Origin of the sequence: Mesorhizobium sp. WSM4308 (assembly GCF_002294905.1) — a bacterium.
Classification (GTDB): domain Bacteria; phylum Pseudomonadota; class Alphaproteobacteria; order Rhizobiales; family Rhizobiaceae; genus Mesorhizobium.
Window position 1 is genome coordinate 209,282 of the sequence record NZ_NSFW01000011.1, and the last position, 13,845, is coordinate 223,126.

12 protein-coding genes are annotated in these 13,845 nt (G+C 63.3%); 3 read left to right on the plus strand and 9 right to left on the minus strand.

The annotated features are described in order from the left end of the window. Nucleotides 1-42: 42 nt before the first annotated feature. Together CK227_RS21555 and CK227_RS21560 are read right to left on the minus strand one after the other, a co-directional pair. Nucleotides 43-1,521 carry an ABC transporter substrate-binding protein gene (locus CK227_RS21555; RefSeq protein WP_095772919.1) on the minus strand — a complete coding sequence of 493 codons (1,479 nt, stop codon included), beginning with the start codon at nucleotides 1,519-1,521 and terminating at the stop codon, nucleotides 43-45. 124 nt (nucleotides 1,522-1,645) lie between these two features. Next, a complete protein-coding gene (locus CK227_RS21560; protein ID WP_095772918.1) occupies nucleotides 1,646-2,923 on the minus strand; it encodes an acetylornithine deacetylase/succinyl-diaminopimelate desuccinylase family protein in 1,278 nt (425 codons plus the stop codon). 220 nt (nucleotides 2,924-3,143) lie between these two features. On the opposite strand from CK227_RS21560, the gene CK227_RS21565 reads away from it, so the two are divergent. The 3 genes from CK227_RS21565 to CK227_RS21575 all read left to right on the plus strand — a co-directional run bounded on the left by CK227_RS21565 (nucleotide 3,144) and on the right by CK227_RS21575 (nucleotide 6,339). Then, entirely contained in the window at nucleotides 3,144-3,575 is a 432-nt protein-coding gene (locus CK227_RS21565) for a L,D-transpeptidase (protein WP_095772917.1), read from the plus strand. A 411-nt stretch (nucleotides 3,576-3,986) separates the two neighbouring features. Then, on the plus strand, nucleotides 3,987-5,123 hold the full coding sequence (locus CK227_RS21570) for an ATP-grasp domain-containing protein (RefSeq protein ID WP_245318122.1): 1,137 nt from the start codon (nucleotides 3,987-3,989) through the stop codon (nucleotides 5,121-5,123). Nucleotide 5,124: 1 nt separating this feature from the next. After that, entirely contained in the window at nucleotides 5,125-6,339 is a 1,215-nt protein-coding gene (locus CK227_RS21575) for an NAD(P)/FAD-dependent oxidoreductase (RefSeq protein ID WP_095772915.1), read from the plus strand. Here the strand turns inward: CK227_RS21575 and CK227_RS21580 are convergent. From CK227_RS21580 to CK227_RS21610, 7 genes are all read right to left on the minus strand, one after another. Beyond that, nucleotides 6,327-7,157 carry a class I SAM-dependent methyltransferase gene (locus CK227_RS21580; protein WP_245318121.1) on the minus strand — a complete coding sequence of 277 codons (831 nt, stop codon included), beginning with the start codon at nucleotides 7,155-7,157 and terminating at the stop codon, nucleotides 6,327-6,329. The genes CK227_RS21575 and CK227_RS21580 overlap by 13 nt on opposite strands. Nucleotides 7,158-7,301: 144 nt before the next feature. Continuing rightward, nucleotides 7,302-8,288 carry a lipid A biosynthesis lauroyl acyltransferase gene (locus CK227_RS21585; protein ID WP_179295839.1) on the minus strand — a complete coding sequence of 329 codons (987 nt, stop codon included), beginning with the start codon at nucleotides 8,286-8,288 and terminating at the stop codon, nucleotides 7,302-7,304. Nucleotides 8,289-8,301: 13 nt separating this feature from the next. Continuing rightward, nucleotides 8,302-9,330, minus strand: coding sequence for a zinc-binding dehydrogenase (locus tag CK227_RS21590; protein WP_095772912.1), 1,029 nt, complete (start codon nucleotides 9,328-9,330; stop codon nucleotides 8,302-8,304). 36 nt (nucleotides 9,331-9,366) lie between these two features. Then, nucleotides 9,367-10,638, minus strand: coding sequence for a beta-ketoacyl-ACP synthase (locus CK227_RS21595; protein ID WP_095772911.1), 1,272 nt, complete (start codon nucleotides 10,636-10,638; stop codon nucleotides 9,367-9,369). A 54-nt stretch (nucleotides 10,639-10,692) separates the two neighbouring features. Continuing rightward, nucleotides 10,693-11,883 (minus strand): beta-ketoacyl-ACP synthase, encoded by a 1,191-nt coding sequence (locus CK227_RS21600; protein ID WP_095772910.1) that lies wholly within the window; start codon nucleotides 11,881-11,883, stop codon nucleotides 10,693-10,695. A 56-nt stretch (nucleotides 11,884-11,939) separates the two neighbouring features. After that, nucleotides 11,940-12,221: an acyl carrier protein gene (locus tag CK227_RS21605; protein ID WP_010909964.1), complete on the minus strand. Its 282-nt coding sequence runs from the start codon at nucleotides 12,219-12,221 to the stop codon at nucleotides 11,940-11,942. A gap of 170 nt (nucleotides 12,222-12,391) precedes the next feature. Next, the gene (locus CK227_RS21610; protein ID WP_179296430.1) at nucleotides 12,392-13,537 is read right to left on the minus strand and encodes a slipin family protein; all 1,146 of its coding nucleotides are present in this window, start codon (nucleotides 13,535-13,537) and stop codon (nucleotides 12,392-12,394) included. Between the last annotated feature and the right edge of the window lie 308 nt (nucleotides 13,538-13,845).

Sequence of the window (13,845 nt, forward strand, 5' to 3'; positions counted from 1 at the left end):
GTCGCAGCGCGCCTGCTCCGCCCCAGGATGACGAAACGAACCTCACTCGCTCCACTTCACCTTGGTCAGGTCGTTGGCAGGTATCGGTGCGCTTTCCCACAACCCTTGCAGCTTGGCGTCCCAGACCCCGACCTTGGGCAATTCGTAGAGGAAGCCGACCACGGCATCGTCGGCCAGAATCTTCTGCGCCTGGGCATATAATTCCTTGCGCTTGGCCTCGTCGGACGTCAGTTCCAGATCTGCGATCACCTTTTTGAAGGTGGGGTTGTCGTAATTGAAGTAGTAGTCCTTGCGGGCATAGATATCGATGTCGTTGGGCTCGGTATGGGAGACGATGGTCAGATCGTAATCCTTCTTGGTGAACACCTGGTCCAGCCACTGCGCCCACTCGACGGGGATGATCTCGAGGTTGATGCCGACATCGCGGAGTTCCGAGGCGATGATCTCGCCGCCGAGCCGTGCATAGGTCGTCGGCGGCAGCTTCAACGTGGCCTTGAAGCCGTTCTCCAGTCCTGCTTCCTTCAGCAGTTGCTTGGCCTTGGCCACGTCGTGCGGATAGTGGCCGGTGAGGTCGACATAATATTTGTTGGCCGGCGACATATGCGAGCCGATCGGCAGGCCGAGCCCGGCCGAGGCGCCGTCGATGATCGCCTTGCGGTCGAGCGCGTAGGAGATCGCCTGTCTCACCTGCAACTTGTCGAAGGGCGGCTGCTTGTTGTTGATCGACAGGATGGTCTCGCCTTCGGTCGCGCCGACCACCACCTTGAAGCGCGGATCATCCTTGACCTGGGAGACGCTGTCGGGATCGAAGAAGGGGAAGGCCTGTATGTCGCCGGAAAGCAGCGCCGGCACCGCCGCCGCGGCATCGGGAACGATGCGGAACTCGACCTTTTCGAGGAAGACAGGGGCGCCCCAGTAGTGATCTGATTTCAGCAGCGTGATCGATGAGCCCTTGGCCCAACTCTCGAACTTGAAGGGGCCGGTACCAACAGGCTTTTCCTTGTTGGTGTCGGCGGATTTCGGCGACACGATCACCGCGTCGCCCCAGCCCATATTGTAGAGGAACGAGCCTTGCGGGTGGGTCAGCGTCACCTTCACGGTGGCGGTGTCGACCACGTCGACCTTGTCGATGGCGGCAAAGAGCTGCTTTTGCGCGTTGACGGAGTTTTCCGCGCGGGCACGGTCGAGCGAAAACTTCACGTCGTCGGCGCTGAAATCGGCGCCGTCGTGGAATTTCACGCCGGTGCGCAGCTTGAAGGTATAGACCTTGCCGTCATCGGAAATGGTCCAGCTTTCGGCGAGATCCGGCAAGACTTCGCCATTGGGGCCGATCCGGGTCAGGCCCTCGAACACATTGGCGTAGGTGACCTCCCTAATTGCCGCGGCCGCTCCCGCAGTCGGGTCGAGATGCGGGGGTTCAAGCGGAATGCCGATGACGAGATCGGTCCGGGCGGCAAACGCCGAAGTGGCGGTTGCGACCGCCAGCACGGCAGCGGCCAGAAGGGTCTTCCAAAGTTTCATCGCTGAACTCCCCATATGCTCAAATGCTCAAGCCTGGGGATAGAAGCGTGATTTCGCACGGGAGTAAATTGCGTTTCGTGCTGTCGCGCCGCGCCAGGAGAAATGTTTTTGCGCCGCGGGCCGATCATCCGGTTGTGCCGCGCAGCAGCACGTTGAGGCCGATCGCCATCACCTTTGCCGATTCCACCATGTCCTCTATGCCGACCCACTCGTCCGGCCGGTGGGCGAGATCGAGAATGCCGGGCCCGTAGGCGATGCAGTCGTAGATGTGGCCGATGCGGGCAATGTGCTTCTGGTCGTAGGTGCCGGGCGAAATGACGTAGTCGGGCTCGCGGTCGAAGATCGCATGAATGCCTTGTGCCACCGCCCTGACCACCGGCGCGTCGCGCTCGGTCATCAGCGGCAGCACTTCCATCAGGTCGCGGATCTCGTAATCGAATTTTTTGCGCTCGCGCTTCAGCCGTTCCAGAATGCCGGTCACTTCGCCTTTGACCGTGGCGAGGTCTTCCTCGAGCAGGAAGCGGCGGTCGATGGTCAGCCGGCAGGAATCGGGCACGTTGGGCGAGGGCAGGCCAGGCCGGAAATCCTCGGTCTGCCCGCCATGGATGGAATTGACGTTCATGGTCGAGCGCCTGGCGCCCTCGGGGACGACCGGCATGCGCGTCATCTTGCGGTCGAGCGCCGGGAACAGTTCGTCCTCGAAAGCTTGGAGCACGGCACCCATATGGCGCACCGCATTATCGCCGAGAAACGGCATCGAGCCATGCGCGATCTCGCCCTTGGTCTCGATCTCGGCCCACCAGACGCCGCGATGGCCAAGGCAGATGCGGTCCTTGTTCAACGGCTCGGGGATGATGACGTGGTCGACCCTGGGTTTGGAGAAATAGCCGAGCCTGGCCAGATGGGCGACACCGCCAAAGCCGCCGGACTCCTCGTCGACGGTGCCGGATATCTCAATGGCGCCGGGAAAGTCGGGATAGACCTCCATGAAGGCTTCGGCGGCGATGATCGACGCGGCCAGGCCGCCCTTCATGTCGCAGGCGCCGCGTCCATAGACCCTGCCGTCCCTGACGATGCCGGCAAAGGGATCGACGGTCCAGCCGTCGCCGGCCTCGACCACGTCGATATGCGAGTTGAAGTGGACGCAGGCGCCGGGTGACCGGCCGTCGAAGCGGGCCACGACATTGACGCGCGGGTAGCGATCGGTGTCGCCGGGCGTGCCTTCGGCGCGGATGAATTCGGTTTCAAAACCACGCTTCCTCAGCCGCGCGCCGACATATTCGGCGCATGGCCGGTAGGCCTCGCCAGGCGGATTGATGGTCGGGAAACGGATCAGGTCAGCAGTCAGCGCGACGACATCGTCGCGCCTGTCATCGATTGCTTGAAGGAGTCGCTCGTTCATCAGGGGAGTTGAGCAACGAACGACGTTGCATTGCAAGCCCGCCGGCAATCAAGCCGGTGCGGCGTGTCGTTGCGGCAACTATCGCGGGAAATCGTTCAAATTCGCTGCTTTGGATTGGCGAATTGATCAAGGAGTGTGTGCTAGCTGTTCACTGCCATTAAAAAGGTGAAAAACAACGTGATGGCAAGAAGGCAAGGGGCAATCAAAGGGGTTTGATCGCATGAGGAAGTTCTTTCTCGTAGCAGCGGCGATGTTGGCAACCGCGCTGTTTGGTACGCCGTCCGCAAGTTACGCGGCAATGTTGGAAGCAAATATCGACGTGTCGTCGCAGACGATGACGGTACGGTACGGGTCGGAGGTCTATCGCTGGGTCGTGTCGACTGCCCGTCCGGGCTATTTCACACCGCGTGGCACGTATCGGCCGCAGCGGACCGCGCGGATGTGGTATTCGCGCAAATACGAAATGTCGCCGATGCCTTATTCGGTGTTTTTCCATGGCGGCTATGCCATCCATGGGACGGGCGCCGTCAGGCAACTCGGCCGTCCGGCCTCGCATGGCTGCGTGCGGCTGCACACGGCCAATGCCGCGACGTTCTATGCCATGGTGCGGGAAGTGGGCTTCGGCAACACGCGCATTGTCGTGACGAACTAAAAGCACGCGCGAATTCTCGTTGCCGGGCCGGAGCCCGGCGCGAGACATTCCACTGACGGCAACAACAATCGGCCAAGGTTTACCTGTTCCGAGATTGAGGGCTATTGTCGAGGGATAAGGGGCGTGCTTTCCATGCCAATGTCTGACAGAGGACAAACGGCAGTATCGGGCGGTTTGAACTATTAGGGGTAGCTTAAATATTGCCGGCTGATCAATCGGTTCGCCGGAAACCTGCCGTTGCGTGCCGTTTGCTGGAATTGACAGATGCATCCCCAGTCACAGATGGACGATCGTCTTCCCAGTCGGCCCGCCGGGGTGCTCATTCTTGGCGGGGCGCACGGGACGCTGGCGCTGGCCAGAAGCTTCGGCGCTCGGAAAGTGCCTGTCTGGCTGGTGAGCAACGACACGCCGTTGCCCGGCTTTTCGCGATATGCCCGGCGGACAATGACGTGGCCCGGCCCCGACGATGGTGGTGCGGCCGCCTTCCTGCTCGATCTGGCCAAGGTTCATGGGCTGGGCGGTTTTCTGCTGATTGCCGGCGGTGATCCAGAAGTTCGCTTCGTATCGCAATCGATCGACCGGTTGTCCGCCGCGTTCGACGTGGTGCTGCCGCCTTGGGAGCAACTGAAATGGGTCTGTGAAAAGCCGCTGCTGTATCGCCGGGCGGGCGAACTGGGGCTTGCCGTTCCGCTGACCTATGCAGTCAGCTCGCTCGAGCAGGCAGAGGCAGCCAAACTTCGCTTTCCCGTGATCCTGAAGCCGAATATGGGCGGGCGCAGCCGTTTTGCGCGTGCCAAGGCCGTTCTCACCAATGACAGAGCAGCGTTTTTGGCAGCCTATGCCTGGGCTGCCGAAGAGATCGGTGGCGACAATGTCGTGGTTCAGGAGATGATACCGGGCGGAGGCGAGGGCCAGTTCTCCTACGCGGCGCTCTGGAATGAGGGCGCGCCGGTGGCGGAGTTCACCGCCCGCCGTACACGGCAATATCCGGTCGATTTCGGCTACACGAGCACCTTCGTGGAGGTGGTCGACGAACCGCAATTGATCGACGCCGCGCGCCGGCTGCTTGGATCGATCGCGCATCACGGGCTGGTGGAGGTCGAATTCAAGCGCGATGCGCGCGATGGCTCGATGAAGGTGCTCGACGTCAATCCACGGCCCTGGACATGGTTTGGGCTGGGTGCCGCCGCTGGCGTCGACCTCGGCGCCATGCTTTGGGCGATCCAATCGGGCCAGCCGGTAAAGACAGCTTCAGCGCGGCCCAACACGTCGTGGATGTATCTGGTCAGGGATATTGTGGCGGCCGGCCGGTTGATCTCGAGCGGCCGGTTGGCAAAACTCGCCTATTTCAGTTCATTCGCCAAAGTACGGGCATGGGCGACATTCCAGGCGAATGACCCGATGCCTGGCCTGATCGACGTGCCGTTGACGGCCTGGAGAGTACTGACGCGACGGATACTTTCCGCAATCTTAACCGGGAAATGTTTAGGACGGCGGCGTGACGGAGTGAGTTCCGCGGCTGCAGAACCAGACAGGCGAGACCGCTGACATGACCGTTTTCACGCCCAGGACCGACTGCGAGGTGGCCGTGATCGGCGCCGGTCCTTTTGGGCTGGCCGTGGCTTCCGCCCTCAAGCGAGCGGGCGTCGATACGCTTACCCTCGGCGGCGTGATGTCGTTCTGGCGCGACCATATGCCGAGAGGCATGAGGCTGCGCTCGCCCTGGCACGCGACCTATATCGGCCACACCAAAGGTCCGATGTCGCTCGATTCCTATGCCAAGGTCCTTGGAATCTCGCCACGCGAACCGCTGCTGCTCGAGAACTTCGTCGACTATGGATTGTGGATCCAGGCCCAGACGGTTCCGGATCTGGATACCCGCAAGGTGGACCGCGTCGAGAAGGCTAATGGCGGATTTCGTCTGGCACTGGCCGATGGCGATGCCTTGAAGGCACGTCGCGTCGTGGTTGCCACCGGCCTGATGAACCAGCAATTGATCCCCACTGTCTTCAACGGCATCCCAAAAGAACTTGTCAGCCATGCCAGCGACCATACTGGTTATGAGGCCTTCCGCGGCAAGCGCGTCGCCGTCATCGGGCGTGGGCAAAGCGCCTGCGAATCCGCCGTTCTGCTCAAACAAAACGGGGCCGAAGTCGAGCTCATCTGCCATGGCGACATCCATTGGCTGGGCTATCGGGCGCTGTCGGGAAAGCAGAGCTGGAGCCTGCGCGACTTCCTGTCGGAGCGGCTCGCATCGCCGTCCAGGGTCGGTCCGTTCCCGATTTCCTGGCTGGTCGAGGTCCCGGGCTTCGTGCACCGGTTCCCGGAGCCAGCCCGGGCCGGACTCAACAGGCGCAGCCTCGGTGCCGGTGCGACGGGCTGGCTGAAGCCGGATTTCGACGGGATAGAGATCAGGGCCGGCAGCAGGATGATCAGCGCATCCGCCAAGGACAATGGCATCGAACTGCGGTTCGAGAAGGATGCCGCCACCTTCGACCACGTCCTGCTCGGCACGGGCTACCGGATAGATATCGCCAAGCTCGGTCTGTTCCCACCCGCCATGCTTGCCCCGATTGCGCGCCGGGAAGGGTTGCCGCTGCTTTCCGCCGGGTTCGAATCCAGCATCCCGGGCCTGCATTTCGTCGGCGCGAGCGCGGTCGACAGCTTTGGCCCGCTGATGCGGTTCACCGCCGGCACGCCGTTCGCCGCGCGCACCGTCTCCCGTTTCATTCAGAGGACGAGAGACAGACGTTACGCTGCCTGAAGCTGGAAGACCGCGTAGTCGATGGTGCGGACCGCATCGAGGAAGCCCGGCATGGCCGGCACGGACAGTTCCCGGAAAATACCGGTGTCACGGATGGCGGGCCTTGCCCAATCGATGGCGCGGTGGCTCGAGCTGCCATAGACGATGAAGCAATCCCGCGGGTGGCGTTCGAGCGACGATATGAGATTCTTCAAGACGATATCGAAGACGTCCTGTGAGAAGGGATTGTAGAAATAGACCACCAGGGGCACTTGCGGAAAATCGTAGGCCGCCGCATCGGTCTCGACGACGCTGAGCGCTCGGCATCGCTGCGACGGGTCGCGGAAACGCTCGATGTTGCTCCGGGCGATGTCCACCAGTTCGCGGGCGAACTCCACGCCGATGATCTCGGCGAACGGATATTGCGAGGCCAGCAACAGCGTTCGCGATTTTCCGGAGCCGATGTCGATGAATGTATGGGCATGGAGATCGCGTGGCAGCGACTTCATGATGAAGTCGAAGGTTCTGGGCGACGTGCAGACGGCTTCATTGCCCATGGCGCGGTGCGGGCCGACGACATTGAGGGCGCCGAGCTGGATCGAGCCGGCCGTATCGACGCCGTGCCGGCGATCCCATTTGCGGGCGAGACGGTCGGCGAGCATATGCCTGATGTTGCGCTGGACAAAGCCAAGGCTTGCGCCGAGCCCATGCCGGCGGATGAGCCTTAGCGGCTCCAGCAGGCCATGCTGTCGGAGATAGGACCATGCCCGGCCAAGACGGCCGAAGGAACGATCTTCGAGGCCATCCCGATCCAGGCGCGGCATTTCGATATTCGTCATGCCACGGGCTCCATCCCAGTCGATGAACATCTCGGTGGGGTATGTGCGCTCTCGTCGTTTAAGATTCCCTGACCAGCGACGTTACGAATGTCTGGATCGCGGCCCATCGGTACCGGAAATGGCAGGCGCCAAACACTTCAGGGGTCAGCTGTTCGCGGCCGGCGCCTTTGCCTGCGGCTGCTTTTTACGCCGCCAGTTGCTGATCTCCCACCTTTTGTGGAACCACATCCACTGGCCGGGATCCTCGCGCACCCAGCGCTCGACCACGTCGTTCAGCATCTGGGTGGTGGCGTGGACGTCGACGCTGCCGTCGGCGGTGCGCGGCAGGACCAGTCTGTCCTCGATCTCGAGGCGGAAGCGGTTGCCTGGCAATCTGATGCAACGCGCAGGATAGACGTCGCAGTCATAGTGACGGGCAAGCGTGCCGAGCACACGGTTGCTCTGGCAGGGGCGGCCGAAGAAGGTCGTGTCCAGGCCATTGGAGAATTTCTGGTCGACAAGGACGCCGATATTGCCGCCGTTTTCCAGCACCCCGGCCAATGCGAAGGAAGCGCCGGCCATCGACGGCAGCAGCGCCCCCATGGTCGAGCGCCGCGTCGAGAGGATGTAGTCGGCAAGGTAGGGGTTGTTGGGCGGGCGAAACAGCGCCGTGATATTCATGCCGAAGGTCGCCGCCGCCACCGGCAGCAGCTCGAAATTGCCGAGATGGCCGGTGAAGACGATGTGCGGCTGCTTCTCCGCGGCGATCTCGACGAAATGCTCTATTCCCTTGACCTCGACGCGGCCGGGCGTGCTGGCGGCCGGGTCATAGTCGAACAGGGCGTCGAGGAAGATGTATTCGGCGGCAAGGCGGGCCATGTTGCCCCACATGTCGGAGGCAATAGCCTGGATTTCGTCCTCGCTCTTTTCCGGATAGGCCTTGCGCAGATTGTCGATGGCGACCCGGTGGCGTCCGACCCTGGGACCAATGAAGCGCGCGACGCGGTCGGCGAAATTCAGCGCGCTGTCGACCGGCAGCAGGCGCAGCACCGAAATGATGATCATCGCCGCACGTGCGACCAGCCAGTAGTTCAGCTGGCGCAGCTGCCTGCCATAGCGAAACCTGAGATCGCGGCGAAACTTCTTGAGCACCGAAGTCAAGGCCTCAGGCGACGCGCAGGATGATCTTGCCGAAGACGTCGCGGCCTTCCATGCGCTTCAGCGCTGCGTCGATATCGTCGAAGCCGACTTCGGTGTCGATGACCGGCGCGACCTGTCCCGCCGCCATTTTCTGCATGGCGTTGGCCATGTTCTCCATGCGGCAGCCGAAGGAGCCGAGCAGCTTCAATTGCTGCTGGAAGAGCTGCATCAGGTTGATCTGCGTCGAAACGCCCGAGGTCGAGCCGCAGGTCACCAGGCGGCCGCCGCGCTTCAGGCACAGCATCGAGCCGGCAAAGGTGTCGGCGCCGACATGTTCGAAGACGACATCGACGCCCTTCTTCTTGGTCAGCTTGCGCACGACGCCTTCGAAGCGGTCTTCGCGGTAGTTGATGACCTGGTCGGCGCCGAGCGCCTTGGCCTTGTCGATCTTGTCGTTGGAGCCGACCGTGGTGATGATGGTGCAGCCCATCCGCTTCGCCAGCTGGATCGCCGCCGAACCGATGCCGGAGCCGCCGGCATGGACGAGGATGGTTTCGCCGGGCTGCAATCTCGCATTGTCGAACAGCATGTGCTCGACCGTGCCGAAGGTGACGGGGGCTACCGCGGCGCCGATATCGCTCACGCCGGGCGGGGCGGGGACCAGCAGGCGCGCCGGCAGGTTGATCTTCTCCTGGGCAAAACCGTCGAGATGGAAGCCGTGGACGCCGGAAACATGTTCACAGAGATTGTCGCGGCCTTCGCGACAGGCGCGGCAAAGGCCGCAAGTGCGCGCGCCGTAGATCGACACCAATTGCCCGGGCAGCAGGCTGGACACGCCGGGACCGACCGCCTCGACCTCGCCGGAGGCCTCGGCGCCGACAACCAACGGCAGCTTGCGCTTGGCGAAGGCCATGCCGCGCCAGCCCCAGACGTCGATATGGTTCAGCGCCACTGCCTTGATGCGCAGCGTGACTTCGCCGAGTGCGGGTGGCGGGGGAGGCGGCAGGTCCACCGTCTCAAGACGGCGATCCTCGATAAGTTGCAATGCGCGCATTGGGCCTGTCGGTTCAGTGGGGCTGAAAAAGGTCGCTTAGACCGGTTCCCGCGCCATGACAAGGCAAGTGTTCTGGCCGCCGAAGCCGAAGGAGTTCGACAGAACGCTGCGAACCTCGGCGTTGCGCTTCTTGTTCGGCACCACGTCGAGCACGATCGCCGGGTCGGGATTGTCGTAGTTGATGGTCGGCGGAATGACGCTTTCGCGCATCGTCATCAGAGAGAACGCCGCCTCGACGGCGCCCGCCGCAGACAGTGTGTGGCCGATCATCGACTTGTTCGACGAGACCGGCATCGAGCCGATGCGCTCGCCGAACACTGTCGACAGCGACAAATGCTCCATCTTGTCGTTTTCCGGCGTCGAGGTGCCATGGGCGTTGACGTAGTCGATCTCGTCCTTGCTGAGGCCCGCATCCGCAAGGGCGGCGCGAACCGCCGCGATTGCCGGCGAACCGTCAGGCTTGGAGCGGGTGCGGTGGAAATCGTCGGCCTTTTCGCCGCAGCCGCGCAGGATGCCGAGCACGGTCGCGCCACGGGCCAGGGCTGCTTCCAGCGATTCCAGCACCAGCGCGCCGGAGCCCTCGGCCAGCACGAAGCCGTCGCGGTCCTTGGAGAACGGCTTGGAAGCCTTTTCGGGAATGTCGTTGTGGGTCGACAGCGCCGACAGCAGCGAGAAGCGGATCAGTGCCTCGGCGGTCGCCGAGCCGTCGGCGCCGATCGACAGCGCCCGGTCGCATTCGCCGCGGCGGATCGCCTCGACGCCGAGCTGGATGGCTGTGGCGCCCGAGGCGCAGGCGGTCGACAGCGTGATCGGCAGGCCGCGCGTGCCGAACCGATCGGCGAGCCGGTCAGCGATCGAGCCGAACTGGGTGGTCTCGAAGATGTCGAGTTCCTTCAGTCCGCGCGCTACCCGCAGCAGCCTTTCGGCGCCGGCGTCCTGTTTGTCGGAATTGTAGAGCGAGAAGCGTTCGTGCCAGTCGAGCTCGACCGGCGGCGAGGCAAGGAAGAGAGGCCCACCGAAATCGCTGGAATCAAGGCCGGATTCGGCCACGGCTTCATGCGCGGCGGTTTCGGCCAGCTCGTAGGTGAGGGGGCTGGCGCCCTTCGAGCTTGAGTCCAGAAAGTCGACCATGCCGGAAATGCGGGTGTTGAGGTGGTCGACCGGAAAGCGGGTGATCGGGTGGATGCCCGACTTGCCCGAAGTCAGCGCCGCCCAATTGTCAGCCTTGCCGACGCCAAGCGAAGTCACCACGCCGATACCGGTGACGGCGACGATCGGCCTGCCCATGTGATCTCTGAAATTGGTCATCGGAGCCCTCGAGCGGTTTATCTCTGCAGCATGGCAGCATGGCGAGTGCCCGCCTTACGCTGATTTGACCAGCGCCATGCCTTCGAATTGGTGATAGCCGATCGCAGTTGCAAGGACGCTTGCGGGGATGCCTTCGAACGGCTTCTCGGCCGCGGCATCAAAGACGGGGTAGGCGGCCTTACGGTCAACGGCGAGTGCCGCCAGCGCCACGGCGAACGGAAACTGCGCTTCCTTCATGTGCCCGGTCAGCGTCGAGAAGCCGCGCGCGGCGATTGTCTCGACGGCATCGAGCGCTGTTTTCTCGGCAGTGGTTGCGGCATGCGCGCCGGACGCGCCTGACATGGCGAGCAGTCTGCCGTTCGGCAGCGCCGCCTGGCTGAGCAGTTCGGCGATTTCGGCGTCGAGTTCTCCGCGCGACCGCCTGGCCCGGCCGGAGACGACCGGTCCGAGCTCGGCATAGATCTTGCGCCCACGGCTCATTGCGTGGTCGCGCTGTTCCAGCACCAGGAAGGCGCCGCCGGAGCCGGAGACCACGCCGCCACCCTCGGCACCCTGCCTTTGCCAGACAGGCTTCCAGGGGCCGCGATGCAGATAGCCGGCAAGCTCGTAGCCGAGCAGCATATCGGAATGTTCGGTCTGGAAGGCGCCGCCGACCAGCACGTGCGTCGACTGGCCCGAGCGGATCCGCGCCGCGGCCGTCTCGACGGCGGAAACGCCGGCCCCTTCCTCGCCCATGAAGGTGCGCGAGGAGCCCGTCACCTTGTGGACGATGGAGATGTTGCCGGCGAGAAGGTTGGAAAGCTGCGCCAGGAACAAGGTCGGCCGCAGTTCCGTGGTCAGCTTCTCGTTGAGCAGTACGTCGCGGTCGTTGCGGCTTTCCGAAGCGGCGAGGATGGCGGCGTCGACCGCCTCGTCGCGCTCGCCGCCGCCGGCGGCCACCACCATGTCCATGGTCGTGCAAAGCTCGTCATTGCCCTTGATGCCGGCATCATCGAGCGCCAGGCCGGCAGCATAGGTGCCGAGGCGTTGCCATGTCTCCATCTGTCGCTGGTCGCCGCGCTTGGCGATCTGCAGGTTCCAGTCGATCTCCGGCAGCGGATGAACAGTATAGGGCGCGAAGCGCGCGGTTTCGAGCACCGGCTGCAGGCCCGGTTGCGCGAGCTTCTGCCAGTGGGCGTCAGGGCCTTCTCCCAGCGAGGAGACAAGGCCGATACCAGTGATGACGACGTCGCGGGGGCTACTCATGGGCGGCTTTGTGGGTCAGGCGGCAAAGCGCGTCAAGGTCGCGCGCTCAACTGAAGTCAGGCGGTCTTGGCGGCGACGAGCGCGTCGATCTTGGCGCACAGGTTCTTCATGACGAAGTAGTCGTCGGTCGAAGCCTTGCCGTCATTGACTTCCTGGGTCCACTTTTCCAGCGGCACCTTGATGCCGAATTCCTTGTCGATGGCAAAGACGATGTCGAGGAAATCGAGGCTGTCGATGCCGAGATCGTCGATCGTGTGGCTCTCGGGCGTGATGGTGTCGATATCGATCTCGCTGGTGTCGGCAATGATCTTGGCGACTTTGTCGAACGTGGTGGACAAGGGCTTTTCCTTCTTTGCGGGCGGAATCTGTCCGCATCCTGTTTGGGCGCTGTCTAATCGGTTTTTCCCGGCAGGAAAAGGCCTGATAGTCCGGGCGCAGATGGGAAGCGTGCCCAAGAAACGCAAGAAGGGCCGCCGGTCAACCCGGCGGCCCTTCCCATTACGTTAGGTTAGTCGTTGTCACGGAGCTTGACCAGGTCGTTCAGCAGCCCGCCCGTTCCGTTGTGGACGGTCAGCCGCTCGACCTTGCCGGCGATGGTTTCCAGAGCCTCGAGCTCCTTCAGCCGCAGCATCACCGGGTTCTCCGCCATCACCCTGGCCGTGTTGAGCAGGGAACGCGTGGCGTTCGTCTCCTCGCGGCGGCGGATGACGTTGGCCTCGGCCTGCTTTTCGGCCGAAACCACCTGGTTGAGGATCTCGCGCATCTCGCCCGGCAGGATCACATCCTTGAGGGCGATATCGCTGACCTCGACGCCGATCTCGGCCATGTCGGCACGGACCTTGGCCGCGGCTTCCTCGTCGACCGTCACCTTCTTTTCAAGGATCTGGTCGAGCGTCAGCGCGCCCAGCGTCTTGCGGAAGGCGTATTGCAGGGCGCGATAAAGGGCCTCGGAGAAGTCCTTCACTGCGCTCACCGCCTTGACCGGGTCGACGACCCGGTATTCGGCGGCGATGTTGACGCGGATCGTCACGCGATCCTTGGTCAGCACTTCCTGCCCGGCGACGTCGAGCGACTGGCGCTTGAGGTCGACGACCTTCACCTGCACCAGGCGTCCGACATTCCAGAAACCGTGCACGCCCGCGGCAAGCGTCCGGACCAGGACACCGTCGACGAACAGCAGGCCGGCCTGGCCGTCGATGACCGGATGGACGGACATCAACTCCGCCTTCCGGGCCTGGCCGAGCCGGCGCATGACCGCCGGATCGATGGCCAGATCGGCCGAAGTGTCGACCGTCGTCACCGTCCACGGCCCGGCATCGGTCCACAGAACCAGCTTGCGGTCCGGCGCCAGAACGGCATGGAGGTTTCGGTCACGCTCGATGATGGCGACATCCGTGCGCCCGGTGCGAAGGACGGTGAAATGACGCGCGGCCACATCCGGGAGCTTGTCGAACAACGCCTTCTCGTATGCCGAAACGAATTCCGGGTTCTTCAGATCGTGCCGTGACACTTCCAGGCTCCCGCGCCGGTTGGCGAGCCAGTGCTCGCCCGGCATCAGGACGGCCTTGATCTCGCCCTTGTAGAGGGTGAGGGCACGTTCGTTTTCCCTTACGAGGACGCGCTCGCGTCCAAGAACCTTTTCGAGAACAGTCATTGTCTTACTCCTGTCGGGCATGGCCCCATGCGAGGCGTCAACTCATGCGTCGATCTTCCCTTCGTTTCTCGTTTCACATCATCTTCCGGGCACGAATGATCCGGAGACCGGTGGCATCGATCCGTGGCGGGCCTTCGGGAGCGGATCGCGGGGCAGCGAAGCGGGCGCCGGAGGTCGAAGCCTCCCTTGCCGGCGACACTGCGCCTTGATCGTCACCGCGGACCTGGCCGCGAACCGATGGCGTCGGACCTTTCGATACGGCCCTGGCCCGCAGGCTTCGGCCGTTCGTCAGGTCTTCAGCATTCCGG